The sequence below is a fragment of the Eggerthella timonensis genome (assembly GCF_900184265.1).
Lineage (GTDB): Bacteria > Actinomycetota > Coriobacteriia > Coriobacteriales > Eggerthellaceae > Eggerthella > Eggerthella timonensis.
Genome location: NZ_FXXA01000002.1, coordinates 529,875 through 555,041, shown reverse-complemented (window position 1 = coordinate 555,041; position 25,167 = coordinate 529,875). Strand labels below are relative to the sequence as shown.

22 protein-coding genes, 2 tRNA genes and 1 pseudogene are annotated in these 25,167 nt (G+C 59.4%); 11 read left to right on the top strand and 14 right to left on the bottom strand.

Annotated elements, in window-relative coordinates:
• Positions 1-158: 158 nt before the first annotated feature.
• The 3 genes from C1A15_RS02440 to C1A15_RS02430 all read right to left on the bottom strand — a co-directional run bounded on the left by C1A15_RS02440 (position 159) and on the right by C1A15_RS02430 (position 1,291).
• The gene (locus C1A15_RS02440; RefSeq protein ID WP_101721101.1) at positions 159-728 is read right to left on the bottom strand and encodes a J domain-containing protein; all 570 of its coding nucleotides are present in this window, start codon (positions 726-728) and stop codon (positions 159-161) included.
• Positions 729-1,056: 328 nt separating this feature from the next.
• Positions 1,057-1,132: transfer RNA gene (locus C1A15_RS02435), tRNA-Ala, on the bottom strand.
• 82 nt (positions 1,133-1,214) lie between these two features.
• A tRNA-Ile gene (locus C1A15_RS02430) sits at positions 1,215-1,291 on the bottom strand.
• Between the two features lie 184 nt (positions 1,292-1,475).
• Here C1A15_RS02430 and C1A15_RS02425 point away from each other — a divergent pair.
• Together C1A15_RS02425 and C1A15_RS02420 are read left to right on the top strand one after the other, a co-directional pair.
• Entirely contained in the window at positions 1,476-2,351 is an 876-nt protein-coding gene (locus tag C1A15_RS02425) for a LysR family transcriptional regulator (RefSeq protein WP_101721100.1), read from the top strand.
• A 127-nt stretch (positions 2,352-2,478) separates the two neighbouring features.
• Positions 2,479-2,991: a bifunctional nuclease family protein gene (locus C1A15_RS02420; protein WP_101721099.1), complete on the top strand. Its 513-nt coding sequence runs from the start codon at positions 2,479-2,481 to the stop codon at positions 2,989-2,991.
• A gap of 17 nt (positions 2,992-3,008) precedes the next feature.
• Here the strand turns inward: C1A15_RS02420 and C1A15_RS02415 are convergent, their stop codons facing one another.
• From C1A15_RS02415 to C1A15_RS02380, 8 genes and pseudogenes are all read right to left on the bottom strand, one after another.
• Complete coding sequence (locus C1A15_RS02415) at positions 3,009-4,655, bottom strand: MATE family efflux transporter (RefSeq protein ID WP_245864881.1); 1,647 nt, start codon at positions 4,653-4,655, stop codon at positions 3,009-3,011.
• 408 nt (positions 4,656-5,063) lie between these two features.
• Positions 5,064-7,856 carry a DNA gyrase subunit A gene (gene gyrA / locus C1A15_RS02410; RefSeq protein WP_101721098.1) on the bottom strand — a complete coding sequence of 931 codons (2,793 nt, stop codon included), beginning with the start codon at positions 7,854-7,856 and terminating at the stop codon, positions 5,064-5,066.
• Positions 7,857-7,867: 11 nt separating this feature from the next.
• Complete coding sequence (gene gyrB / locus C1A15_RS02405) at positions 7,868-9,820, bottom strand: DNA topoisomerase (ATP-hydrolyzing) subunit B (RefSeq protein ID WP_219618174.1); 1,953 nt, start codon at positions 9,818-9,820, stop codon at positions 7,868-7,870.
• Between the two features lie 165 nt (positions 9,821-9,985).
• Complete coding sequence (locus C1A15_RS02400) at positions 9,986-10,561, bottom strand: phosphoadenosine phosphosulfate sulfotransferase (protein ID WP_101721096.1); 576 nt, start codon at positions 10,559-10,561, stop codon at positions 9,986-9,988.
• Complete coding sequence (gene recF, locus C1A15_RS02395; RefSeq protein WP_101721095.1) at positions 10,558-11,673, bottom strand: DNA replication/repair protein RecF; 1,116 nt, start codon at positions 11,671-11,673, stop codon at positions 10,558-10,560. Before recF ends, C1A15_RS02400 begins: the two co-directional genes overlap by 4 nt.
• Before the next feature lie 18 nt (positions 11,674-11,691).
• Positions 11,692-12,792, bottom strand: coding sequence for a DNA polymerase III subunit beta (gene dnaN / locus C1A15_RS02390; RefSeq protein ID WP_101721094.1), 1,101 nt, complete (start codon positions 12,790-12,792; stop codon positions 11,692-11,694).
• 363 nt (positions 12,793-13,155) lie between these two features.
• Positions 13,156-14,716 (bottom strand): annotated as a pseudogene (dnaA, locus tag C1A15_RS02385) (chromosomal replication initiator protein DnaA).
• A 91-nt stretch (positions 14,717-14,807) separates the two neighbouring features.
• Positions 14,808-15,899, bottom strand: a complete 1,092-nt coding sequence (locus C1A15_RS02380) for an ATP-binding protein (RefSeq protein ID WP_245864880.1) — start codon at positions 15,897-15,899, stop codon at positions 14,808-14,810.
• 787 nt (positions 15,900-16,686) lie between these two features.
• On the opposite strand from C1A15_RS02380, the gene rpmH reads away from it, so the two are divergent.
• The 6 genes from rpmH (at position 16,687) to rsmG (ending at position 19,603) form a co-directional block, all read left to right on the top strand.
• Positions 16,687-16,821 (top strand): 50S ribosomal protein L34, encoded by a 135-nt coding sequence (gene rpmH, locus C1A15_RS02375; RefSeq protein ID WP_013981168.1) that lies wholly within the window; start codon positions 16,687-16,689, stop codon positions 16,819-16,821.
• Between the two features lie 13 nt (positions 16,822-16,834).
• Positions 16,835-17,161, top strand: a complete 327-nt coding sequence (rnpA, locus tag C1A15_RS02370) for a ribonuclease P protein component (protein ID WP_101721092.1) — start codon at positions 16,835-16,837, stop codon at positions 17,159-17,161.
• 11 nt (positions 17,162-17,172) lie between these two features.
• Complete coding sequence (gene yidD / locus C1A15_RS02365; protein WP_101721091.1) at positions 17,173-17,406, top strand: membrane protein insertion efficiency factor YidD; 234 nt, start codon at positions 17,173-17,175, stop codon at positions 17,404-17,406.
• A gap of 48 nt (positions 17,407-17,454) precedes the next feature.
• Positions 17,455-18,240, top strand: coding sequence for a YidC/Oxa1 family membrane protein insertase (locus tag C1A15_RS02360; protein WP_101721090.1), 786 nt, complete (start codon positions 17,455-17,457; stop codon positions 18,238-18,240).
• Positions 18,241-18,277: 37 nt separating this feature from the next.
• On the top strand, positions 18,278-18,799 hold the full coding sequence (locus C1A15_RS02355) for a Jag family protein (protein WP_101721089.1): 522 nt from the start codon (positions 18,278-18,280) through the stop codon (positions 18,797-18,799).
• 162 nt (positions 18,800-18,961) lie between these two features.
• Entirely contained in the window at positions 18,962-19,603 is a 642-nt protein-coding gene (gene rsmG, locus C1A15_RS02350) for a 16S rRNA (guanine(527)-N(7))-methyltransferase RsmG (protein WP_101721088.1), read from the top strand.
• Between the two features lie 56 nt (positions 19,604-19,659).
• Here the strand turns inward: rsmG and C1A15_RS02345 are convergent, their stop codons facing one another.
• Positions 19,660-20,067, bottom strand: coding sequence for an endonuclease domain-containing protein (locus C1A15_RS02345; RefSeq protein ID WP_101721087.1), 408 nt, complete (start codon positions 20,065-20,067; stop codon positions 19,660-19,662).
• Between the two features lie 338 nt (positions 20,068-20,405).
• Between C1A15_RS02345 and C1A15_RS02340 the strand changes: the two genes are divergently transcribed.
• Positions 20,406-21,290: an AAA family ATPase gene (locus C1A15_RS02340; protein WP_101723657.1), complete on the top strand. Its 885-nt coding sequence runs from the start codon at positions 20,406-20,408 to the stop codon at positions 21,288-21,290.
• A complete protein-coding gene (locus C1A15_RS02335) occupies positions 21,283-22,332 on the top strand; it encodes a ParB/RepB/Spo0J family partition protein (RefSeq protein WP_101721086.1) in 1,050 nt (349 codons plus the stop codon). The genes C1A15_RS02340 and C1A15_RS02335 overlap by 8 nt, the downstream gene beginning before the upstream one ends.
• Before the next feature lie 52 nt (positions 22,333-22,384).
• Here the strand turns inward: C1A15_RS02335 and rlmN are convergent, their stop codons facing one another.
• A complete protein-coding gene (gene rlmN, locus C1A15_RS02330; protein WP_180952971.1) occupies positions 22,385-23,413 on the bottom strand; it encodes a dual-specificity RNA methyltransferase RlmN in 1,029 nt (342 codons plus the stop codon).
• A gap of 64 nt (positions 23,414-23,477) precedes the next feature.
• Between rlmN and C1A15_RS02325 the strand changes: the two genes are divergently transcribed.
• Positions 23,478-24,419 (top strand): D-alanine--D-alanine ligase family protein, encoded by a 942-nt coding sequence (locus C1A15_RS02325; RefSeq protein ID WP_101721084.1) that lies wholly within the window; start codon positions 23,478-23,480, stop codon positions 24,417-24,419.
• A 26-nt stretch (positions 24,420-24,445) separates the two neighbouring features.
• On the opposite strand, the gene C1A15_RS02320 is transcribed toward C1A15_RS02325, so the two are convergent.
• Positions 24,446-25,090 (bottom strand): hypothetical protein, encoded by a 645-nt coding sequence (locus tag C1A15_RS02320; protein ID WP_101721083.1) that lies wholly within the window; start codon positions 25,088-25,090, stop codon positions 24,446-24,448.
• Between the last annotated feature and the right edge of the window lie 77 nt (positions 25,091-25,167).

Sequence of the window (25,167 nt, the reverse complement as noted above, 5' to 3'; positions counted from 1 at the left end):
TGTGCGGTGCGACGATGATCCTGATGACGGAGACCCGTGCGCTCAGCACGGGACAGCTGGATGCATTGTCGGCCGAAACGTGCGTTTTTCGCTTGAATTCCGAACGTTTCGGCCGACAATGCGCCCGTGCGACGGTCGGGCGCGTGAGAAACGGCGCGCTACACGTCGTCCAGCTCCTCGGCAAGTCGGCGTTCTTCCTTGTTGAGCTCGGCGATATGCTCGTTGAGCGTGGTGATGGTGCGCTGCGACGATACGATTTGGACGATGCCCCATACGGCGGCGGCGCTCGCGATGGCCGCGACGATGCCGAACAGGCCGAACGGGCGGCGTCCCGTGAGCAGCGCCACAAGACCGCCGATGACGGTCATGGCGATGCCGTTGCGACGCTCGTCGAGCACTACGTCGCGCTGCTTGACGAGCTGCGTGCGCGCGGCGGCGATGCCGGCCATGCGGGCTTCAACCTGATTCGACGAGGTGTAGCTGCGCGCGCGCTCGGCAGCGGCGCGCGGGTCGCGCGCCGAGGTACGCGAACCTTTTCCGCTGGTCAGATAATCGTATGCTTCTTGGAGATTTTTGAATTGCTCGGTCGCACGATCCTGGAGCTTCTTATTGTTGGCGAACCGATCCGGATGCAGGATCTGCACCGTTTCCTTGTACGCGGTTTTCACATCCTCGGGCGTGGCATCGTCGTCGAGGCCTAAGATGCGCAGTGCTTCCGTTCGATTCATAACTCCCCAGATGGCGATTTCGCGGTTGGTATCCGATCTGGGATTCTACCACGCTGCCCGCGCATGCGCGAAGCGCGCGTCCTGCGCTCACAGAATGCACGTGGTAGCAGCGACAGCGGGCAACGGGGGACGACAGGGCCGCACGACGTCCGGCGCAGTGTTTCATGTGAAACATTTGTTCGCTTATCATGGGCGATTGCGACAATTGTTTCATGTGAAACATCCGGGTGCGGGGCAGCCCGGGGGCGGTTCCGCGCAGCCGAGCGGCGCGCCGGGCGCATAAACAACGAACCCCCGCTGTTCGGCGAGGGTTCGTATAGAAGACGTATGGTGGAGCATAGGGGGATCGAACCCCTGACCTCAGGCTTGCAAAGCCCGCGCTCTCCCAGCTGAGCTAATGCCCCATGGTGCGCTTTTTCTGGTCTAGATATTAATAAACGCTCCACCGGCTAACTCGGCTCACGGTGGAGCGTTTATCGCTAAAAGTGGTGGGCCCGAATGGATTTGAACCAGCGACCTCACGCTTATCAGGCGTGCGCTCTAACCAACTGAGCTACGGGCCCAAAAAAAGTGCCTGATCACTATACGTCGAATCGCTTGGTTCGGTCAAGCACTTTTTTGAATATTTCTTACCGCATTTTGAATATTCGGGAACAAGGGCGTTTTTCCAAGCGTCCGTTCCGCTTCGTTCATTACATGGTACGCTTACCCCGACCAACGCATGTCGTGCCGAAAGGAGGCGGGTTTTTGAACATCAAGCAGATCAACTACTTCATCACCGTCGCCGACCACGGCAGTTTGTCGTCGGCGGCGCGCGAACACGGCATCTCGGTGCAGGCGATGTCCAAGGCGATGACCGATCTGGAAAGCGAGTTCGGCGAAAGCTTGTTCGAGCGAAATCATCAGGGCATCTCCCTCACGCAGCTCGGCGAGACGTTCCGAGCGAAGGCGGAGCCGGTCAGCGATTCGTTCCACGCGCTCGAGGAGATGGGGGAGCTCCATGCCAAAGAGCTCTCCAAACTGCGGTTGTTCCTCTGCGCGCCCGCATTCTGTCGCAACGCGAAAGCGCGCACCGACATGGCCGCGTTTTTCGACAACTACCTAGGCACGGAGACGGACGTGGCCATCGGCACGGGCGAGGCGGGACTCGACTCGATCCGCAGAGGCGAGTGCGACGCGCTCATCACCATCGGCACGTTCGATCATCCCGATTTCGATTGTTACACCGTGGGCACCGTGCCGGCCGGCATCTGCATGGCGGCGAACCATCCGCTGGCGCGCCTTGAAACCGTCTCGCTGGCACAGCTCGAGCCGTACCGCGTCATCTCGTCGAAATCGTTCGACCACTTCAACGAATCGATCCTCGTCACCTACCAGAAAGACGGTCTGAAATCCCCGGTAGTGGAGCCTCCTACGTTCGACATGCCGCGCCAGTTCTACGTCAAGCACGCAGTGTGCTTCATGGTGAACATCGCCCCGCTCGGAGAGATGCTCCCCCGAAGCACGATGGTCCCCATCGCGCCCAAGGACGCGAAGGCGATCCCCATCTGCCTCATCACGCTGAAAGGCTCGAAGCCTCCTTCGTACCAGCGCATGGAGCAGTTGTTGAAGGGCCGCGCCTGATTCGGGCTGCCGTCCGCATCTTGACACCGAATCGCCACGGCAATGCGATCGCCGATCGGGCCAAAGCGCTATAATCGGAACACGCGCCGCATCGGCGCAGCGTGCAAAAGCCCGAGGAGGAGCATCGATGATTCCCGTTACCATCCAAACGCTGATCGTGTCAACGGCTCCGTCGCCCTCCATCGTCGTGCTGCAGCCCGTCGAGGAGATCGTCCAAGAAGGGAAGTCGCGCATCGTGCCCATCTGGGTGGGCGTGAACGAGGCCACGCAGATGGGCATAGCCCTGGAAAAAGCCCGCTTCTCGCGGCCGATGACGCACGATCTGTTCCTCGATGCGCTCACGAACCTCGACGCACAGGTCGACCACGTGGTGATCAACGACGTGCAGGGCTCGACCTTCTTCGCGCGCCTCACCCTGCGCCAACATGATCGGCTCATCGACCTCGATGCGCGGCCGAGCGATGCAATGGCGCTGGCCGTGCGGCAGAAAGCCCCCATCTACATCGAGGAAGACGTGCTCGAACGCGCATCGTTCCCCTACGTGCTGAGGCGGGAGGAGCCTGCCGCCGCGACCGAAGCCGAGCTGTCGGAGTTCAAGAAGTTCCTGGAAGAGCTGGCCCCGGAGGATTTCGAAGGCTGATCGATCGGCCGATCCTTTTATTTCACCTGCCATAACGCCATCAGAGCGTCGGTGACCGCTTGCACGATGCCGTGCGACAGCCCGCCGTTGTCGGCCAGCAGCAATCCCATGATCGCCGTCAAGCTGATGGCTCCCGGCTCCTTGGGACGGCCCGGCGCGCCCGGTTTCTTCAGCACGAACATCGACGGCTTCACGTAGGACACCGCGGGCGCGGGGTTGGGCGCCTCTTGGGGAGCATCCGACGACTCCGCCGCCTTACCCGGCGACTGCTGCCGCTCCAGCGCTCGACGGCGCCATCCTCCGCGGGCGAACGTCGCCACAAGGAACCCGCCGCGCAGCCATTCGTCCACGCACATGGCTATCCACATGCCAACGATGCCCCAGCCCAGCCCGATTCCCAGCACGTAGCCGCCGCCCACGGCGAATATCCACGACGAGATGACGTTCACCGTGACCGGGGTCTTCACATCGCCCACTGCGATGAGCGCCTTCACCATGACGATGTTGAGCGCGCGGCCGATGCCGAGGAATATCTCGACGAGCAGCACCTGCCGCCCCAACTCGTGCACGGTGGGATCGGCGGTGAACAAGCCGAATACCGCATCGGCGTTCACCCAGATCAACGTAGATACGCAGGTGGTGAGCGCGACGGCGATGAGATCGGCGACCCACACGCGCCGCGCCACGGCGTCGAATTTCCCCGCGCCGAACAGGTACCCCAACACGATCTGCGTCGCCTGCGACAGCGCGATGGAGTAAAGGTAGGCGATACCCGCGATCATCGAGCAGTACACCTTCACCGTGACCACCGTCGTGCCCAGGACGTTGATAAACGACAGGATGACGATCTGCGCAAGATCGTAGTTCATCTGCTCGCCCGAGGAGGGGATCCCTACGCCCAGCATGCGCCGCAACGTGCTCCACGGGAACGGACGCAGGTATCGCAGGCGCATGCGCACCTCGGTATGCCGCAGCACGAGACGGCAAGCCACCGCGAGGCCGACGACGCGCGCCACCACGTTCGCGACCGCCGCGCCTTCCACCCCCAGCGCCGGCACGAAGCCCACGCCGCCGATGAGCGCGGCGCTGGCCGCGATGTTAACCGCGTTCATGACAAGGCTCGCACGCATGACGTCGCCGCCGCGCGCATAACTGCGCAGCAGAGCCGTGAAGGCGAAGAACGCTCCCTGGACGACCGTGGTCGAACCGACGATCAGCAAAAACGACGAGGCCATCCCCGTAATGGAGCCGTCGATGTGCAGCCATGAGAAGAATTGCGGCCAGAAAAGGAACAGCACCGCCGTCATGACGGCTGCGAGGCCGATATTCACCACGAGCGCCACCGTCGCAATTTCCGACACCTTGCTCGTCGCCGACGATTTCCCCAGCACGCGCGTCACGAGCACGGTGGAAGCCGTTCCCATAGCTGACAGCGCGATGGTCACGATGTTGAGGATCTGCAACGCGTTGCCCACGGCGGCGGCAGGTTCGGTGCCGAGCGGTGCGAGCATGAATTGGTTGATGTTCCCGATCATAATTTGCATGAACAGTTCCACGAACAGCGGAACGGACAGCACGAACACATCGCTCGCCAGGGTTTTGTCCGCAGGCGAGCGCTGAGCGCGTTTCCGGAGCGCAGCGCGCGCTGCGGTGAATCGATGCATGGGTTTCCGTCCCCCTTTCGCTTCGGCAACAGTCACAAGGCGTGCAGTATACGGCACGTCAACAACCTGCCAGGGGGCTTGCGATCCCTTCATGGGATTTGCATTCATGAGCGTTTAGGGAGAGAAATGTTTCACGTGAAACATGTGCCAGTGGGAACGCGGTGAGCGCGCAGAGCGATGCAGAGCGAAGGGTCCCGTTCGGCTATCGAGCAGCGACGCCTCAGGCTGGTGCCGCATAGAGGCCCCGACTTCGCCCTTGCCGCGCGCTTCGGCGGCGGTTTGCGTAAGCGGCTCCTCCATCGCCGCTCGAATCGGCGGGAGGGGTGGCAGCACGAAACGTTTCACGTGAAACACTCGGGGAGGGCGAAGCAAGGGCCCCGCAATGCGGGGCCCTTTTCGTGGTGCTCGTTACTCTTCGGTCGGCTCGCTCGCCTCGACCGCTTCGATCTCGGCAGCCCCGACTTCGCCGCCGTCTTCAAGCTCGTCGATCGCGCTCTCGTCGAGCTCCTCACCTTCGACTTGCGCGCCGGAGGCTTTCTTCTTCTTGCCGCGGCTCGAAATGGCCACCGCGGTCACACGGTCCTTGTCGGCCGTCTTCATCACGCACACGCCCTGCGTGGAGCGCCCGAGCTCGGAGATGCCCGACACCGGGGTGCGTACGCACACACCCTCTTCGGACATGATCATGATCTCGTCGTCTTCGCCGACGATCTTCATGACGGCCAGCAGGCCCTTCTTCTCAGTCATCGTGATGGTGAACACGCCCTGGCCGCCGCGATGGTGCTCGGGGTACTCGGCGATGGGGGTGCGCTTGCCGTAACCCTTCTCGGTGATGACGAACAGGTCGGTGTCGGGCTGCGCGATCTCCATGCCCAGCACCTTGGCGATCGGCGGCACGTTCATGCCGCGCACGCCCATCGTGTCGCGACCCATCGCGCGCACTTCGCCTTCGTCCCACATGATGGCCTTGCCGGCCGACGACACCATGAGCACCTTCTCGCCCTGGGCGACGCGCTTCACCGAGATGAGGCGGTCGTTGTCCTTGAGGCTGATGGCGATGAGGCCGTCGCGGCGGGTGCGGTCGTACAGGTCCATCGACGTCTTCTTCACCATGCCGTGCTCGGTGGCGAACATGAGGTACTCGTCGGACGGGAAGTCCTTCGTCGCGATGACGGCCGAGATCGTCTCGCCCTTCTCAAGCGGCAGCAGGTTCACGATGGCCGTGCCGCGCGCATGGCGCGACGCCTCGGGAAGCTCGTACACCTTCAGGCGATACACCTTGCCCTTCGTGGAGAAGAACAGCATGTAGGAGTGCGTGGATGCCACGAACAGGTGCTCCACGTAGTCGTTGTCCTTGAGGTTCACGCCCTGCATGCCCTTGCCGCCGCGCTTCTGCTGGCGGTAGGTGGCCACGGGCAGGCGCTTCACGTAGCCGGCCTTCGTCATCGTGACGACCATGCTCTCCTCGGCGATGAGGTCCTCGACGTCGAGGTCCTTCGCCGCCTCGGACAGCAGCGTGCGGCGCGGGCTGCCGAACTTCTTCTTCACCTCGAGCAGCTCTTCCTTGATGATCTCGTGCACGAGCTTGTCATCGGAGAGCACGCGCTTGTAGTAGGCGATCTTCTCCAGCAGCTCTTTCAACTCGTCTTCGATCTTCTGATGCTCCAAGCCGGTGAGGCGGCGCAGGCGCATCTCGAGGATGGCGGCGGTCTGCTTGTCCGTCAAGGCGAAGCGCTCGGTCATGCGCTCGGCGGCTTCCTTGTCGGTCTGCGACGAGCGGATGATGTGGATGATCTCATCGATGTTGTCGAGCGCGATGATCAAGCCTTCGAGGATATGCGCGCGCTCTTCGGCCTTCGCCAGCTCGTAACGCGTACGACGGACGATGACCTCCTCCTGGTGCGCGATGTAGTAGTGCAGCATCTCCTTGAGCGACAGCACGCGCGGCGCGCCGTCGACGAGCGACAGCATGATCACGCCGAAGCCCACCTGCAGCTGCGTGTGCTTGTACAGCTTGTTGAGCACCACCTGGGGGATGGCGTCCTTCTTGAGGTCGATGATGATGTCGATGCCGTGGCGGTCGGCGCCGTCGTGGATGTTGCTGATCTCGGGCAGCTTCTTCTCGCGGACGAGCTCGCCCAGCTTCTCCAGCAGGCGCTGGCGGTTCACCTGGTAGGGAATCTCGGTGACCACGATGGAGCTGCGGCCGTTCTTGCCTTCCTCCACCTTGCACTTCGCGCGCACGGTCAGCGAGCCGCGGCCCGTCTCGTACGCGTCGCGGATGCCCTTCTTGCCCATGATGATGCCGCCGGTGGGGAAGTCCGGTCCGGGCAGCGCCTTCATAAGCTCTTCGGTGGTGATGTCGGGGTCGTCCAGCATGAGGCACGTGGCGTCGATCGTCTCGCCCAGGTTGTGCGGCGGGATGTTCGTCGCCATGCCGACGGCGATGCCCTGCGAGCCGTTCACCAGCAGGTTCGGGAAGCGCGCGGGAAGAACCGTGGGCTCCTCGAGGCTCTCGTCGTAGTTCGGCTGGAAGTCGACCGTCTCTTTTTCAAGGTCGCGCAACAGCTCCATGGCCACCTTGTCGAGACGCGACTCGGTGTAACGCATGGCGGCCGCGCCGTCGCCGTCGATGGAGCCGAAGTTGCCGTGGCCGTCCACCAGCGGCACGCGCATCGAGAACGGCTGGGCCAAGCGCACCATCGTGTCGTACACGGCGGAGTCGCCGTGCGGGTGGTACTTGCCGATGACGTCGCCGACCGTACGGGCCGATTTCATGTGCGGACGGTTCGGCGTGTAACCCGACTCGTTCATGGCGTACAGGATGCGGCGATGGACCGGCTTGAGGCCGTCGCGCACGTCCGGCAGGGCGCGCGAGACGATAACGCTCATGGCGTATTCCAGGAACGACGTCTGCATCTCCTTGCCGAGGTAGGCCGAGCGCACGATCGTGCCCTCGCCGCCGTTGGCGCCCTCGACGATGGAGCCGTGGGGGTTCGCAATCTTCGACATGTCGATCAGCGAACGCGCCTTGTTCTCCTCGGACACGAACGCGCCGGGACGCGACTCGTCCCCGTCGTCCTCAACGTCGTCGAGGACGTCGTCTTCATCGGACTGCTCGGCCGCTTCGATATCGCCCGCGTCGTAGTCCTCTTCGGCGCGATTCAAAAACTCGTCGAAAGAATCGTTGTTGTCTGCCACTTAGCTTCTCCTTAAATGTCCAGGAATCGGACGTCGCGCGCGTGCTTCTGGATGAACTCCTTGCGCGGCTCCACCTGGTCGCCCATGAGGTCGCTCACCACGCGCTCGGCTTCGGCGGCGTCGTCGATGCTCACCTGCAACAGCGTGCGGGTAGCCGGCTCCATCGTGGTCTCCCACAGCTGGTCCGGGTCCATCTCGCCGAGGCCCTTGTAGCGCTGCACGTCGAACTTGTTCGGGTCGTCGTACTCGGCCAGCACCGAGCTCAGCGCGCTCTCGTCGTAGATGTAGCGTTCGATCTTCGGCGAGCGCGAGTTCTTCTTCTTGAGGCCGAAGATGGGCGGCTGCGCGATGTAGATGTAGCCGCGGTTGATGAGCTCCGGCATGTAACGGTAGAAGAACGTCAGCAGCAGGATGCGGATGTGCGCGCCGTCGACGTCGGCGTCGGTCATGATGATGATGCGGTGGTAGCGCGACTGGTCGGCGTCGAAGTCGTCGCCGATGTTCGTGCCGATAGCCGTGATCAGCGAGCTGATGGTGTCCGACGACAGCGAGCGATGCAAACCGGCGCGCTCCACGTTGAGGATCTTGCCGCGCAAGGGCAGGATGGCCTGCGTCTTGCGGTCGCGGGCCTGCTTGGCCGAGCCGCCTGCGGAATCGCCCTCTACGATGAAGATTTCGGAGTTCTCCGGGGTCTTGGACGAGCAGTCCGCCAGCTTGCCGGGCAGCGCGAACGAGTCGAGCACGCCCTTGCGGCGCGTCATCTCGCGCGCCTTGCGGGCGGCTTCGCGGGCCTTGAGGGCCTGGGTCGCCTTGCCGATGATGCGCTTGGCCGGGGTCGGGTTCTCCTCGAGGTACTCGGCGAGGCCCTGGGTCACGGCGTTCTGCACGAGCGGGCGGATCTCGGTGTTGCCGAGCTTCGTCTTCGTCTGGCCCTCGAACTGCGGGTCGTGCAGCTTCACGGACACGATGGCCGCGCAGCCCTCGCGCGTATCGTCGCCGGAGAGGTTGGAATCCTTCTCCTTGAGGATGCCCTTGGCGCGGGCGTACTCGTTGATGGTGCGCGTGACGGCCTGCTTGAAGCCGTCGAGGTGCGTGCCGCCCTCGTGCGTGTTGATGTTGTTCGCGAACGCCATGACGGAGTTCGTGGAGTACGAGGTGGACCACTGCATGGCCACCTCGACCGTGCCATCGTCGTTCTCGGCTTCGAAGTAGATGGGCTTGTTGAGCGTTTCCTTGCCCTCGTTGAGGAACTTCACGAAGTCGACGATGCCGCCGGCGTACTGGAACACCTCGGTGCGCGGGTTGCCGTCGGCGTCGGTGACGCGCTCGTCGTACAGCACGATCTTGAGCCCCTTGTTGAGGAACGCCATCTCGCGGAAACGGTTCGCCAGGGTGTCGTAGTCGAAGACGGTCGTCTCGGTGAAGATCTCAGGGTCGGGCCAGAAGGACACCGTCGTGCCGTTGCCCCGCTTCGTGGGCCCCAGCTCGCGCAGCTTCTCGGAAGTCTTTCCGCGATCGAAGGCGATGAAGTACTCCTTGCCTTCCTTGCGCACCTTGACCTCGACGTGCGAGGACAACGCGTTCACGACGGAAACGCCCACGCCGTGCAGGCCGCCGGACACCTTGTAGCCCTCGCCGCCGAACTTGCCGCCGGCGTGGAGGATGGTGAGCACCACCTCGACGGTGGGGATCTTCTCTTTCGGGTGCTTGTCGATGGGGATGCCGCGCCCGTTGTCGTCGACCGTGATCGAGTTGTCCGCGTGAATCCACACCTTGATCTCGTCGCAGAAACCGGCGAGGGCCTCGTCGACGCCGTTGTCGACGACCTCGTACACCAGGTGATGCAAACCGCGCGGGCCCGTCGAGCCGATATACATGCCCGGACGCTTGCGGACCGCTTCCAGGCCCTCGAGGACCTGAATGTCAGAACCGTCGTAATGGTCAGGTTTGTTTGCCACTGACATGCTCCTTTTGTAGTGCGATGTGTGAGTGCAGCGCCGATTCGCGCCAACCTGCAAATTTTACCATACCTGCTTCTTGATACCAATAAAATCCATCACTTGTGAAGGGTTCTAACAGGCCTAGAAGGGGCGATCTTCAATTCGAACGTTATTTTTCGCATAACGATGCTAGATGCGATGTTTATCGGCACGTATCGCCCTCTCGAGGGCTCGCCGCACCGTCGGGCTCTCTACCGCGTCCACGCTGGCCTCAAGCGCCGCTTGCTCCTCGGGGGTCAAAGGCGCTCGCGGGGCCTCGTCGCTCGTCGGGCGCGGGGGCCGCCCTCCGCCGCCGCTCGATTCCGCACGGCGGAAAGGGTGGCGGGCTTTCATGTCGAAGCGCGATGGCAGGATCTTGAACGTCTCCACATGCTCGCCCTGCTCTTTGAGCTTCATCTTGAGGAATTCCTGACGCGCGTCGAGGTCCGATCGGATGAGGCTGTCATCGGAATATACCACGAGCTGGGCACCGGTTCCCGTGTGCGAGGCCTTCGTCGGCGCGCCCTTCACCACCTCGTCGGCAGCCATGATGTACACGGCGTTCACGTGGTCGAGCACCATCTCGGCGGCGTCCTTGTATACGGCTTCGACCGCATTGCGCCACGCCACGTTCACCGCGGCGGCGCGCTGCGCCTTGCGCGATGCATCGTCGCCCGCCGCCAGCACGGTCACGAGCTCGTTGATGCTCTCGCCCAGCCTCCTCATACGCGATTCCTCCCCAGTTCCACGATGCGCGCGGCATCCAGAAGATCGTCATCGAAATAGGCGAGGTTCGTGGTGGTGATGAACGTCTGGATGTCGCCCGAGATGAATGCGACGAGCGCGCGGCGGCGCGCGGCGTCCAACTCGCTCATCACGTCGTCGAGCAGCAAGACGGGCTTCTGGCGCAGGATGTCCTGGATGAGCGTGGCCTCTGCCAGCTTGAACGCCAGCACCACCGAACGCTGCTGGCCCTGGCTGCCGAACAGCGCAGCGTTCTTACCGTCGATGAAGAACTCGATGCGGTCGGCATGCGGCCCCACGAGCGAGCGATGCCGCACGCGCTCCTCGCCGCCGCGCCGTGCGAGGGCGTCGGTCAGCGAAGCGCGTGCCTCGTCGCGGCCGAACGTGTGCGTTGCGAACGCGAGGGGATCGTGCTCCTCCCACGAAGGCGTGAAGCCCGCCTCGAGGTGTTCGGTGCCGTCGGTGATCTCGGCGTAGTACGACGCCATCGATGCCGCCAGCTTCTCGAACAGCGCCGCGCGGTAACACGAAAGCTGCGCGCCGCACGTGATGAGGGTCTCGTTCATTGCCTCCACGAGTGCGGCCGGAGCCTCGTCCTTGAGCAGGCGGTTCTTATGGCGCAGCACCTTCTCGTAGTCGCGGCGGATCAGGTAGTGGTTCGCCGAGAGCTGCGAGCCCAGCGCGTCGAGCGCGCCTCGGCGCACCGTCATGGACCCCTTCGCCAGCTCGAGGTCGTCCGGCGTGAACGTGACGGACGGCACGAGGCCCTTCAGGTCGGCCGTGCGTTTCGCCTTGCCGTTCAGCAGGTGCTTCTTCTTGCCCTCGGACAGCTGAACCGTCAGCTCGAGCTGACGGCTGCCGTCGGTGACGTCGGCGGAGAGGCGCCCGAAGGACGACCCCGCGCGCACGAGCTGGTCGACAGGCGCGTGACGGAACGACGACTGGGCCGTGAGCAGACCGACGCCCTCGATAACGTTCGTCTTGCCCACCGCGTTCGGGCCCACGAGCACCGTGAGCGGACCGACGCCGTCCAAGTCGAACCGCTCGTAGCTGCGGAAGTTCAGGAACGAGATATGGGTGATGGACAGATCCACGGCAGGGCGCGCGCGTCCTTACGCGATGCGCACGGGCATGACGAGGTAGAGGAAGTTCTCTCCCTCGTCGGCCTTGAAGATGCCGGGCTTCATCGACGATTGCACCTCGAGGAACACGTTATCGGTGTTCACCGAGGACAGGCCGTCCAGCACGTACGCGTAGTTGAACGCGATCTCCACGTCCTCGCCCTCGCCGGCGCACGACAGCGTCTCCTGAGCCGAGCCCACGTCCTGCGCGACGGCGGACAGCTGCACGGTCTGCGACGCCATGTTGATGTCGAAGCGCACCGGCGAGCTGGTCTGACCCAAGAGCGACGTGCGCTTCACGCCAGCCACGAGGTGCCCTACGTCCATGCTCACGCGCGTGGCATAGGAATCGGGCAGCAGCTGACGGTAGTTCGGGAAGTTTCCCTCGAGACGTCGGTTGATGAACACGGTGTCGTGGTACGTCACCACGATCTGGTTCTCGGCCAGCGCCAGCTTGAGGTCGTCCTCCGATCGCGGCAGCGACGAGATCTCCTGCAAGAACGATCCCGAGATGACCGCCTGGAATTCCTCGACGGCCGCGTCGGGAAGCTCGGCCTCGGTGATGGCGAGGCGGTACGAGTCGGTGGCCACCATCTTGAGCGTGGTGCCCTCCAGCGTGATGAGCACGCCCGTGAGGATGGCGCGGCTCTCGTCCTTCGACACGACGCGCGCGACGCGCTTAACCATCGACGAGAACTGCGAGAACGGGATGGACACTTCCTGCTGAACGTCCACATGCGGGAACCCGGGGAAATCTTCGGCGTCGAGCGTCTTGATGGAGAACGACGCGGTGTCGCAGGTGATGACCGCCGAATCGTCCGCGGCTTCGACGTGCACGGCCGCGTCAGGCAGGTTCTTCACGATCTCTGAGAACAGCTTGCCGGGCACCACGGCCTTGCCCGTCTCCTCGATGAGCGCCGACACCGAGTATTGAATGGACAGCTCGAGGTCGGTCGCCTGAAGCGTGAGCGTGTCGTCGTGCGCGTCGAGATAGATGCCCGACAGGATGGGAAGCGTCGATCGGGTTGCGATGCCTTTGAGCACCACCGATAAAGCGTTCTGCAATTCCGATTGGTTGATGCTGAATTTCAAGACGTTCCCTTTCTCTAGAAGCAGCGAGCGCTTCCGCCATTATAGAGGTTCGAATGTTTCACGTGAAACATTGCGCATGATCGGTATGACTTCGGTTTGCGCGGTTTTCGGTTTTGCCCTTTGTTCTTGCTCTTCTTTAAATATATCTAAGGTTTTAATAGTTGTAATAATAAGGACGGTGGAAATGTGGATAACTCACGTTCCTGCACGTCAACGTTAAGAATTCTTCCTAAATCGAACGTGTAGATCGGGTACCCTCCCTCAACATCAATTATCGCCTTTATTATCTTTCCATAGGGGTGTACCACTTTTCGGCAACTTGTCAGTCATGTTTCAGTCATCTTTCCGCCGTACGTGCGTACGCTACATCTCGTTGATGAGCCCGCGCAGGGCTTCCAGCTCCTCGCGCAGCTCGCGGTTCTCCTTCATCTTCTCCTCGACGTTCGTCACCGAGTACATCACGGTGGAGTGATCGCGGTTGAACTTCTTGCCGATGTCGTTGAACGGCAGGTCGAGCATCTGACGACATAAATAGATAGCGATCTGCCGCGCGTAGATGATGTTGCGCGTGCGCTTCTTGCCTACGAGGTCGGCGTGGCTCACCTTGTAGAAGTTCTCCACTTCCTTTTGGATGTCGGCGATGGTGAGGCGTCTCGACGGGCCGCCGGTAAAATGGTTCTCCAGCAACGTGCGCACGTCGTCCAGCTTGAGGTTGGGCTGGTTGAAGAACGTCATCTGATAGATCACCTTCGTGACGGCGCTCTTCAGCTCGCGGATGTTGGAGCTCGAACTTTCGGCGATGTACATCTGGATGTCGTCGGGGATGTTGAAATCGGACGATCCTTCCGACTCGCGGTACTCGTCCACGAAGCTCTTCACGATGCCCAGCTTCGTCTCGATCTCGGGAGGCTGGATGTCGAACGTCCCGCCCGAGTTGAAGCGGCTGCGATAGCGCTCGTCGATATCGATGTTCTTCGGCGCGCGGTCTGCCGACAGCACTACCTGGCGGCCCTGGCTGGTTAGCTTGTTGAATATCTGGAACACGATGTCGAGCGTCTGCTTCTTGCCCTGCAGGTACTGGACGTCGTCGATGAGCAGGACGTCAGCCTCTTCGTAGCGCGTCTTGAAGTTCTTGTAGCTGGACTTCTGCTTGTCGTGCGCGGCGCTGGCTTCCATGTAGTCGCTCAGCAGCTCGGCCGAGTCGACGTAGATGGTGGACAGCTGCGGCATCGTCTCGTTGATATAGTTCTGGATGGCGCGCATGAGGTGCGTTTTCCCCAAGCCCGACTTGCCGTAGATGAACAGCGGGTTGAGGTGGGCCTTACCCGGCATCTCGGCCACGGCCACGGCCATGGAGTACGCCATGCGGTTCGAGTCTCCGATGACGAAGTTCTCGAACGTGAGCGTGGAGGCCGGGCTGTCGGGCCCGTCGAGTGCGATCTCGCGAGGACGCGGTTCTTCGCCCCCCGCTTCCCCGCCTCCCTCGTCGCGCACGGCTTCGGCGCTCGGCGCGGAGGCTGGCGCGGCTGTAGGTGCGGGGGCCGGAGCCGCACCTGTACCATATGCCGTTCACGGTGATCATCGAAGTGGACATCACGGCAACCGAACAGGCCGCCGGGGCCGGTGCGGGCGCTGGCGTCGGAGCGGCGGCCTGTTCGGTTGCCGTGATGTCCACTTCGATGATCACCGTGAACGGCATATGGTACAGGTCGTTCAGCGCTCGCTTGATGAATTCGACGTAGTGTCGCTCGATCCACGTCCTGATGAAGTCGTTGTCGGCGGTGACCATGAGGAACCCGTCGCTCATGGCCTGAGGATGCAGACGCGAGAAGAACGCGTTGATCTGCGAGGGGTCGATGTTGTTGTAGCTTTTAACCTGGTCGCAAACTTCCGACCAGACCTGCTCGAGTTTTTCGCTGTTCATAGCTTGCTTCCTTGCTGGGGGCACCGCGAATGTTTCACGTGAAACATTCGCCGGCGTCGAGCGGGAGCCACCCGCCGCCGCCTTGATTGTACTATAGGGAATTTGCCACGTGGTAACCAAGATCGGTCAGAATGCGCTTCTGCCCGACCGTTTTCTCGATGAGTCCCGACTCTTCGAGCTTGGACAGCGTCACGTACGTGCTCGATTGCGGCACGCCCGTCAGGCGCGACAGGTCCGTGACGCCCAGCGCTCCCTCGTTGAGGAATATAGGCAGGAAGTCGCGCTCACGCTGCGACAGCGGCGGGATGAGCGGCGCCATGGAGTGCTGGGCGGCCATGTTCTGTCCACGGTACGCCGGCATCCCGGCCTGGGGATAGTAGGGGTTTCCCGCCGCGTACGGATCTTGCGCGTAACGAGGAGGCACGTACTGGGGCTCGGGCTCGTATCCGTACGGCGGTCGAGCGGGAACCGGGGCGGGGGCGGCTTCCTGGGGGTACGGAGGGTTCCCGTAGCCGTATTGCACCGGGTAGGCGGGCTGTTGCAAGGGGGCTTGCTGCTGCGGCTGCACCTGCTGCTGCGGCTGCGGCGCCAGGTCGCGCACCGGGTAGGCGGGCTCCAGTGGAGGCAGGTCGGCGCTCGGCGACGCCGTCTCTCCGGCGCGCAGGCTGATGGTGACCACGGCGCCTGTCCCCAGGTTGTCTTCGATGGTGATGGTGCCGTGCGAGAAGTCGAGGTACTCCTTCACGATGGGAAGCCCCGACCCTACGCCGCGTATATAGTGCTTCATCGGCTCGATGGCCGACGTGAACCCAGGGATCTGCGCTTGATCCTTATAAGGTATGCCCGGGCCCTGGTCGGCGAACCGTATGGTGTTGCCGTCGTCGAGGATCGAGACGGTCGCTTCGGCGAATCGCGCATGGATGAAGTTTTCCGACACCTCGCGGATGACGGTGTACGGAATGGTCCCTCCCGCGTTTTTCGCCTGTTCATAAATTTTCGATGCGAGGCTTTCAATGAATTCAGCCGTCGGTGCCGGATGTATCTCCGTTACACGCGGAGCGCTTCGGAGATCGTCGTACAACGCGATGCGCGCCACGGCATGCACGTGCGTGTAGTCGAACGACTCCAAGCCTTCATCAGCGGATTCATCCTGATGATCTGCTTTTTCAATCTGGTTGTCCAATGGTGTTCCGTTTTCAGATTCGATATTCAGCATTTTTCAGTGACATTCAATGGCATTGTAGCCTTTTTTCGTTTCCGAATCTATCCACCTGGGGAATTCATAGTATTCAAACTAAGACATTCATTCTTTCCTAAATCTCACATAGCTTTCCACATGGGCTTTTCAACGTTTTCCACTTTCTATTCAGAAAATGTGGAAAACGTTGAAGAATGCTTTCTGGAAAACGTACGAACGTTGGTGAAAACCGTGCAAAAATGTTGATAGATTTCGGCTCGGAACGCGTTCTGACGGAAAAATCCTGCTTCAAATGGAACATGACCGTTTGGCTTCATTCGCGTGAAGAACGCGTAACGTCTTGCCCGGTCGCATGAATAACTCTTTGTGTTGATAGAGTAAAACACCAGGTCAAACCTTTGTTAATATCTATGATCACCTTTAATGCCTGATGAGAGGCCTGTAAAATTTTGAGAAATCATCTCTTGACAAACCGATGACGTTGGAGATTTCCACAATGCCTCTCGAATGAAACGCGAGTTTTCAACATTTTCCACAATTTCACTGAGCAGCAAAGGGGAAAACGGGGCGAAAAATGAACACCCCTGGGTCGGTTGAGGGCATTCAGAACATCCTTTCGAGATTTTCCACGTTGAAACGCTCATCGCGCGCGTCAGGTCTATTCGAGCCGACCTGGAAAAAATGATGAACCCATCTTGTGAGTTTTCCTTGACTCCCCGGTAACGTGAGCTATACTTTCGAGGTTGCTCTAAAACCATGAAAGGGAATCAATATGAAGCGCACGTATCAACCTAACACTCGTAAGCGGGCTAAGTGCCACGGTTTCCGTGCTCGTATGTCGACGAAGGGTGGCCGCAAGGTGCTGGCCGCTCGCCGCGCCAAGGGGCGCAAGCGTCTCTGCGTGTAAAGAGAGCTTTAGGTTGGAGACCATCAAATCCCGCGGGGATATCTCCGATCTGTTCTCATGCGGCAAGCGTCTACATACGCCGTACCTTACGTTCATAGTGTTACCCACGAAGCAGCACGGCCAGCAAGGTCGTGTTGCTTTTATTGCGGGTAAAAAGTCGGGGAACGCGGTATGGCGCAACAGCGCCAAACGGCGCATGCGAGCCATCTGCCATGAGCTGGGCGGTCCTTGGGCGGGCTATGATGTGATATTTCTCGCGAAGTCGGGCATCATGAGGAGTTCTTATAGTAAAGTGCATACAGCATGTGCCGAGGCGTTGAAACGAGCTGAATTACGTTAGGGACGAGAGGGATGAAAGCTTTTCTGAAGCAAGTGCCGTGCAAACTGGCGGTGTTTCTCATCACCTTCTACCGAGCTGCCATTTCTCCTCTGTTCCCTTCCTGCTGTCGTTTCACGCCGACGTGCTCCGAGTACGGGCTCGTTGCGTTCCAACGCTACGGGTTCTGCCGGGGCCTCAAGCTCACGGTCAAGCGTGTGCTGCGTTGTCGTCCGGGGGGTTCGCACGGCTACGATCCTGTTCCTTGAGGTGTCGTCGCACGAGCTTCTTTGGTATAGAGGAAGGAACAACTGAACATGTGGGACGTATTTAAGGATTGGATATTCGACATCATCCAATTCTTCTACAACTTCTGCGGCGACTGGGGCCTGGCCATCATCATCGTCACGGTCATCTTCCGTATCTTGATCTCGCCTTTGATGCACAAGCAGACCAAGTCGTCATTCCAGATGCAGAAGGTGCAGCCGCTCATGCAGGAGCTGCAGCGCAAGTATGCCGACGACCAGCCGCGCTTGCAGGAGGAAATGCAGAAGCTGTACGCGGAAGTGAAGTTCAACCCGCTTGCCGGCTGCCTGCCCATGCTGCTGCAGATGCCTATCTTCATGGCGCTGTTCCAGGTGCTCAGCGAGATGGGCTCGCGTACGTCGGGTACGACGTACGAGTTCTACAACCTGGTTCCCAGCTTGGTTATGAAGCCCTCTGAGGCGATGGCCGCTGGTTTTGGAACATTTGTTCCCTATTTGATCCTCATGATCATCTTCGCAGGCGCTACGTTTTTGCCTATGGTTCTCATGCAGATGGGCAACAAGGATAACCCGCAGCGCAAGCAGACCATGATTATGGCTGCCGTCATGAGCGTGTTCATGCTGTGGATCAGCTGGGGCTCGCCCGCCGGCGTGCTTTTGTTCTGGGGTGCCTCCTCGCTCATGGGTATCGCCCAGCAGCAGATTTCGATGCGCATCATGAAGAAGCGCGATGCCGAGGCTGCCGAGACCATCGAGGTGAAGCCTATCGAGGTTGACGTGACCCGTAAGCAGAAGAAGCCGCGTCCTACCAAGAAGGATACGACGAAGCGCAAGTAACAGCGATTGTTTCACGTGAAACATTGAGGAGTCTGCCATGGCTGAAGAATTGGTTGATGAGAAGCCTCTTGATGAGGAACCCTCCGAACTGACCGATGAGGATCTCGATCGCATTGCCGATACGGCGATCGGCGCGCTTCAGGATATCCTCAAGTACTTCGATGTGGGCGAAGTGACCATCGACGAGTACGAGGGCGACGAGGGTGAGCTGATCCTCGATATCACGGGCGATGATCTGGCGGTGCTCATCGGCCGTCACGGCAAAACGCTTGATGCGCTGCAGTTCCTTGTCTCGGCGATCACCGTGCGCACCATCGGGTTCCGCTACCCGGTCATCGTGGACGTCGAGGGTTACAAGAGCCGCCAGCGTGAGAAGCTCGAGTCGATCGCGCGTTCTTCGGCGAACCGAGCGGCCGGTCAAAACCGCAGCATCAAGCTGCGTCCGATGACGCCGTACGAGCGCCGTATCGTGCATATCTGCCTGCGCGATGACGATCGCGTGGAGACTGCGTCCGAAGGTGAAGGCAGCGCTCGGCACGTGGTGATCCTCCCCCGTTAACGCGAACGCACAGAACGACCCGAATTTGGAAGCCCGCATCGAAAGGTGCGGGCTTTTTCGTGCCTGAATGTTTCACGTGAAACATTGGAAACACCATGCTGGGAATGTTTCACGTGAAACATTCCTTTATACTGAGGGCATATCAACGTAGAGGAGTTGGAAATGCACGACGAACTTTTGAAGCGCCATTTAGAATTGGTTATCGAAGCGAACAAAACCACCAACATCACGCGCATATCGACTTGGGACGAGGGTATGCTTCTGCATGTGGAAGACTCCCTTGTTGGGCTTCCAGAAGTTCAGGACGCGCCTATGGGCCGTTTGATCGACATTGGATCGGGAGCAGGATATCCCGGCATACCCCTTGCAATCGAGACCGGCCGTGAAACGCTGCTCGCAGATTCGGTCGGCAAGAAGACAGCGATCCTTGCATCGATGGTGAAGGAGCTGGGATTGACCAATGTAGAGGTGTACACCGGTCGTATTGAGGATCTTGCGCGCGAGATGCCTACTGCATGTACGGTGGTCACCGCTCGAGCGCTCGCGCAGCTGTCGGTTCTCATGGAACTTGCGAGCCCCCTGCTTCAGGACGGAGGCAGATTGGTTTGCTATAAAGCGAACGTATCGGACGAAGAATTCGAGCATGCACTCACGCTGCAAGAGCGTCTCGGCATGAAGCTTTCGTCTGACCGCACCGTGTCGCTCGGCGATACGTGCCGCCGCATCATCTGCTTTGAGAAAACCGGCCAGCCCTCGATCAAGCTGCCGAGGAAAACCGGGATGGCCCAAAAACGGCCGTTGTAGGTTTCAGAATGTTTCACGTGAAACATTCTGAAACCTAGCGCCGTTCTCACGTTGCTCTAACGTTTATCTTTCATCTGTCGAAACAGATCCGCATATTCCTGCACATCGTTGCGACGGTTGAGCACTTCCGCATGGATCATCTCGCATACGCCTTCAAGGTTCTCGATCACATCAGTGTTCGTGAACCTGAGCTCCTTGATCTCCAACATCTCTAGATACGTAGTTCGTATGCGGTCATAGTCTTTTTGGCTCTTCGTATAATGGCTGTCACCGTCGAGCTCTATGCTCAACCGCGCTTTACGACAGTAGAAGTCAAGGATGTACGATCCTATGACTTTCTGGGCCACGAATGGTGTAGGATATTCCCTTAAGAACGAAAACCAAAGTCTCCGCTCAGCATAGGTCATTTGTTTTCGCATCGAGCTTGCCCGTTGAGCGAGTAATTGCCGCCGAGTAGTGTTCATCAGCTACCTCCTTTTCCCTATCTAGTATTGTACACACGTGGTCTTACGCGCAGATGGTAGGTTTCTAGCGCGCAGCCTATGCGAATCTCATACCGTTTGCCTCCGTTTCCAATGCGGTTTCTATAAATGTTTCACATGAAACACTATTGGTTCTAACGTGCTTCGAATGTTTTACGTGAAACATTTTGGACGAGTGTTTCACGTGAAACACTAAACAGGGTATACTGTGTTCGCGGTTAAGAAAGGGGGTCCCTGTGGGACTATTCGATGGTCTCAAACGAGACAAAAAAGCAGCAGAGACTGTCAAGCATGAAAAGGAAGAGATCGTAGAGGACGAGTTGATCATCGATCACATCGAAGTGGTTGAGCGTGAGACGACGAGACCGGTGGTCGAACAAGAAGTACCTCCCACTCCAATCAAGACGATCAAGGAGAAGGCGCCCGTCAAGCACGTGGTTGGTCAGACGAAGGTTATGGCCATCATCAATCAAAAAGGCGGCGTCGGGAAGTCTACGACTGCGATCAACCTTTCTGCCGCATTGGGCGAGCTGGGCAAGCAGGTGTTGCTCGTCGATCTCGATCCTCAGGGCAATTCTTCAAGTGGACTGGGAATCGAGAAGAGCCAGGTCCATAACTGCGTGTACGACGTATTGTTGAACGACGTGGCGATCGAGGATGTGATCATCCCAGATGTGGGCGAAGGATTAGACCTCGTACCAGCCACGATCAACCTCGCAGGGGCAGAAGTAGAGCTTGTGTCTGAGATGGCCCGTGAGAATCGCTTAAAAGACGCCGTAGGAAGCCTTCGCGGCAAGTACGACTATGTATTTATCGATTGTCCCCCTTCTCTCGGCTTGTTGACGGTTAATGCGCTTGTTGCTGCTGACAAGCTTCTGATCCCCATTCAGTGTGAGTTTTACGCGCTGGAAGGCGTGACAAAACTTCTTGATTCAATGAAACGTGTCAAAACACGCCTGAATCCCACGCTGGATATCTTCGGTGTGCTTCTGACGATGTACGACGGTCGCACGACGCTTTCACGACAGGTCGTGGAAGAAGTGCGCAGCTATTTCGGCAAAACGGTGTTTGCGACGCTCATTCCCCGCACGGTCAAGCTCTCCGAGGCACCGAGCTTCGGTCAGCCTATCACGCAGTACGACCCGTCGGGCAAGGGAGCCCAATCGTATATGAACCTCGCAAAGGAAGTGGTACAACGTGGCTAAAGCGAACAAAAGCGGGTTGGGCCGTGGTCTGAACTCGCTTCTTGGCGGCGCATACGAGGAAGCGGCCCCCCTTGAGGCTACTCCGAAGCGCGTGTTGGTGGAGCAAGAGCGCGAAGAAGTGCCGATGTCGGCACCAGCGCGACCTGAGCCCGAATCTGAACTCCAGAATGTTTCACGTGAAACAATTCCCCCAATGCAGGAGGAATCGATCGTCGACGGTGAGAGCCAGGTAACCATCAAGAGCGTCGTGCAACGCCGAACCGACGAGGTTCCTATCGAGTCAGTGAGTCCGAACCCTGATCAGCCGCGTACGAACTTCAAAAAAGAGGCTTTGGAGGAACTTGCAGCGTCTATCGAGAAAGATGGCCTGCTGCAGCCGATTCTGGTGCGCCCGGTCGGGAGTAATGAGTACCAGATCATTGCCGGTGAGCGTCGTTGGCAAGCATGCAAGCTCGTGGGTTTGAAGACCGTCCCGGTGCGCATCAAAGATGCGGACGATGATCAAGCGCTCGAACTCGCCCTCGTTGAGAACATCCAGCGTTCTGACCTTAATCCTATCGAAGAAGCGTATGGGTATCGTCGTATGATGGAGCGACGCAATCTTACGCAGTCCGAAGTGGCCCAAGCGATGTCGAAAGGCCGCTCTACGGTGGCGAACGCGCTCCGTTTGCTCGAACTTCCCGAAGAAGCGCAGCAATTGCTGTTCGAAGAAAAGATTTCTGCGGGACATGCACGCGCGATTCTGTCCATTCCCACGAAGGAAGGGCGCCAGAAGCTCACGGACAAGCTCGTTGCAGAGAAGCTTACCGTGCGCGAAGCGGAAGCGATTGCGCGTTTGTTCTCGGGAAAGCGCAGTGACACCCCCACGAAGAAGGAGCCGTTGCCGAAGACGTACAAAACGGTGGCAAAGGCGCTGAAGGATGTTCTGCATACGCCGGTGAAAGTGAAGTCGTCGAACGGCAAGAACAAAATCGAGATTGAATTCCAAGATGAAGAAGATCTCGAGCGGTTGTTTGAGGAGCTCATCGCCGCCGCATCCTAAGCGAAGGCAAAGGAAAGCCCCGAATGTTTCACGTGAAACATTCGGGGCTTTCTTATTTGAAGGTGTTTTTAAGCTGCCCGCATGCTCCTGCTATATCGGAGCCTCGTGAATCGCGGAGCGTTGCTTCCGTCCCTCGCCTCGAGATCTCGGAAAGCCACAGATCGATCGTTTCCAGCGGACTCGGTTGGAATTCCGATCCCTCTATAGCGTTGATAGGAATCAGATTCACATGGCACATGAGATTGGAGCAGAATTTTTGCAGCGCCTTGAGGTCGGCAGGAGCGTCGTTCACGCCTTCGATCATGATGTACTCCAGAGTAACGCGGCGGCTTGTCTTCGCGACATACTCTTGGAGTGACTCCTTCAATGCCGGTAGCTTGTAGCGCGCCACATTCGGCATAATAAGGTCGCGGATCGGTTGCCGCGCCGCATGAAGAGACACGGCGAGGGTGAATTGCTCAGGTTCTTCGGCAAAGCGCTTCAAACCAGGCAGAATCCCGCAGGTTGACACGCTGATATGCCGAGCACCGATCTCCAAACCCTTTTTATGGTTGAGGATGCGCAGCGCAGCCAAGGTGTTGTCGTAGTTGAGGAACGGCTCTCCCTGGCCCATTCCCACGACGTTGGTCACGCGCGTGCCCATGTCGTCTTGCGCGATGAGTACTTGGTCGACGATTTCTCCTGGCGTGAGGTTGCGCGCAAATCCCTCTTGGCCGGTTGCGCAGAACGCGCAGCCGATAGCGCATCCCGCTTGCGTGGAGAAGCACACGGTCAAGCGCTCGCCATTGCGCGAAGGGATGGCAACGGTTTCCACCCGGATTCCATCATCGAATTCGATGAGATACTTGCGCGTTTTATCCTTCGACACCTGACGATCGACGATGAGAGGCGTCGTGAGCGGAAAACGCTCGGCAAGAACCGTCCGCAGCGCGCCAGGGAGGTTCGTCATCTCGTCGTAGCTGGTTGCATGTCGTTGGTAGAGCCATTCCTGCAGCTGTTGAGCGCGGAAGGCGGGCTGCCCCAATTCCTTCATGAGAGAAGCGAGTTCGGGGAGCGCGTATGTTTTGATTGGTTTATCCATAGCGGTCATTATACATGTTTCACGTGAAACATCCCTTTGCTATACTGCAACGAACGTATCAAGGATGATGAAAGAAGGATGCATGTCTGATTGCCGGGTGGCATTGCTTGCCGGAGGAAAGAGTGGGGAACGGGAGGTATCGCTTGCATCGGCCGAGGGTGCGCGTGAGGCCCTTGAGGAAGCAGGATACATCGTCACGCAGCTCGATCCTGCTGAAAAGGAGGACCTGAAGCGTCTTATCGACGGTCCTTTCGATGTTGCGTTTCTCTGCTTGCACGGTAAGTACGGCGAAGATGGCACGGTGCAGGGACTTTTGGAGACGATCGGGCTCCCGTATATCGGATCAGGCGTCTGGTCAAGCGCATTGGCGATGGATAAAGTGAAGTCGAAAGTGTATTACGAGCGGGCCGGCATTCCTACTCCGCCGTCCGTGCCGCTGCAAGCGGGCGATTCCTACGATGTAGACGAGATCGTCGCGAAGCTGGGAACGCATTGCGTGGTAAAACCGGGTACGGAAGGAAGCGCGCTTGGCGTATTCATCGTCGAAGGGGCGCAGGCGATCGCTGAGGCGATCGAGAAGGCATTCGCCATCGACTCCGAGGTTCTGATCGAACGCTATATAAAAGGTAAGGAATTGACGGTCGCGGTCATCGGCCACGACGAGGTGCAAGCGCTTCCCATCATCGAGATCGTGCCGAAAAGCGATTTCTACGATTTCGAATCGAAATACGCACCCGGCGGCTCGCAGCACCTGTGCCCCGCGCCGCTTCCTGAGGAAACGACGCGTATGGTGCAGGATCTTGCGGTGCGCGCGCATCGCGCGTTGTCGTGCGAGGGGGTTTCGCGCTCAGACTTCATCTTGGAAGAAGATGGATCGTGCTGGACGCTGGAGACGAACACCATTCCGGGCATGACGGGAACGTCGCTGCTTCCCGATGCGGCACGCGCTGCTGGAATCTCGTTCCCCGAGTTGTGCACGCGCCTTATCGGCTACGCCCTTGCGTAGAATGTTTCACGTGAAACATTCTGAGGTTAGAACACGCCGCACGATTTGAGGCCGAACAGGGCAAGGGCGACAAGCAGCAGCAGAAACAGCCAACTGACGGCATAGCAGCCCTTGTTGCCCTTGCGTCCCTGCTCGATAAGCTTCTCGGACATCTTGCGACGGCTCTTCATAATCACCGTGCCCGTCTCCTTCTCGGGAAACGCCACGGTTTTCTTGGGAGTCCACGAGCCGTTGCTGGATACAACCTGTTCGACGCCTTGTTCTCCAAGGTCGACTTCGGGGCGCACGCCGTCGGACAAACGCTGGGCGGTCGAGGCGATGAAGGGCTCGAATGCCTGATCGAGGGTAGGATCGTAGCATATGACCGCCGCTTGACCCCAGTAATGGCCGGGTTCGGGATGGTCGGTGAACGCGACGAACGACAGTAACGCCTGCAGGTTCCATCCGCGCGCAGCGAGAACGCTCAACTCGCGTGAGAACGCGGCGTCGAAGAAACCGATGAGACCTCCGAAGCGGTTCTTCATCCAAGCAGTGGACACGCCATGCTCGGTTTGGAACACGATCTCGAACACGTCGCCGATGAGGTTGTCGGCTCCCAGCAGCGCTGCAGCGTCTTTCTTCGAAAGGGTGTCGAATCGTGCATACGTTCCGAAATAGCGCTCTGCCTGCATGTTCTCTCCTTTGAGCCGTTCTTTTTGTCAACGTCGGCGTAACGGTTTGTGTGTTCACATGATAGATGATAGGCTAC

Bases quoted from the DNA above. Each gene is read 5' to 3' on its own strand.
- C1A15_RS02440 (WP_101721101.1), bottom strand. From the start codon at position 728: ATGAATCGAACGGAAGCACTGCGCATCTTAGGCCTCGACGACGATGCC.
- C1A15_RS02420 (WP_101721099.1), top strand. From the start codon at position 2,479: ATGATTCCCGTTACCATCCAAACGCTGATCGTGTCAACGGCTCCGTCG.
- C1A15_RS02415 (WP_245864881.1), bottom strand. From the start codon at position 4,655: ATGCATCGATTCACCGCAGCGCGCGCTGCGCTCCGGAAACGCGCTCAG.
- gyrB (WP_219618174.1), bottom strand. From the start codon at position 9,820: ATGTCAGTGGCAAACAAACCTGACCATTACGACGGTTCTGACATTCAG.
- C1A15_RS02400 (WP_101721096.1), bottom strand. From the start codon at position 10,561: ATGAGGAGGCTGGGCGAGAGCATCAACGAGCTCGTGACCGTGCTGGCG.
- rpmH (WP_013981168.1), top strand. From the start codon at position 16,687: ATGAAGCGCACGTATCAACCTAACACTCGTAAGCGGGCTAAGTGCCAC.
- yidD (WP_101721091.1), top strand. From the start codon at position 17,173: ATGAAAGCTTTTCTGAAGCAAGTGCCGTGCAAACTGGCGGTGTTTCTC.
- C1A15_RS02360 (WP_101721090.1), top strand. From the start codon at position 17,455: ATGTGGGACGTATTTAAGGATTGGATATTCGACATCATCCAATTCTTC.
- C1A15_RS02355 (WP_101721089.1), top strand. From the start codon at position 18,278: ATGGCTGAAGAATTGGTTGATGAGAAGCCTCTTGATGAGGAACCCTCC.
- rsmG (WP_101721088.1), top strand. From the start codon at position 18,962: ATGCACGACGAACTTTTGAAGCGCCATTTAGAATTGGTTATCGAAGCG.
- C1A15_RS02345 (WP_101721087.1), bottom strand. From the start codon at position 20,067: ATGAACACTACTCGGCGGCAATTACTCGCTCAACGGGCAAGCTCGATG.
- rlmN (WP_180952971.1), bottom strand. From the start codon at position 23,413: ATGGATAAACCAATCAAAACATACGCGCTCCCCGAACTCGCTTCTCTC.
- C1A15_RS02325 (WP_101721084.1), top strand. From the start codon at position 23,478: ATGATGAAAGAAGGATGCATGTCTGATTGCCGGGTGGCATTGCTTGCC.
- C1A15_RS02320 (WP_101721083.1), bottom strand. From the start codon at position 25,090: ATGCAGGCAGAGCGCTATTTCGGAACGTATGCACGATTCGACACCCTT.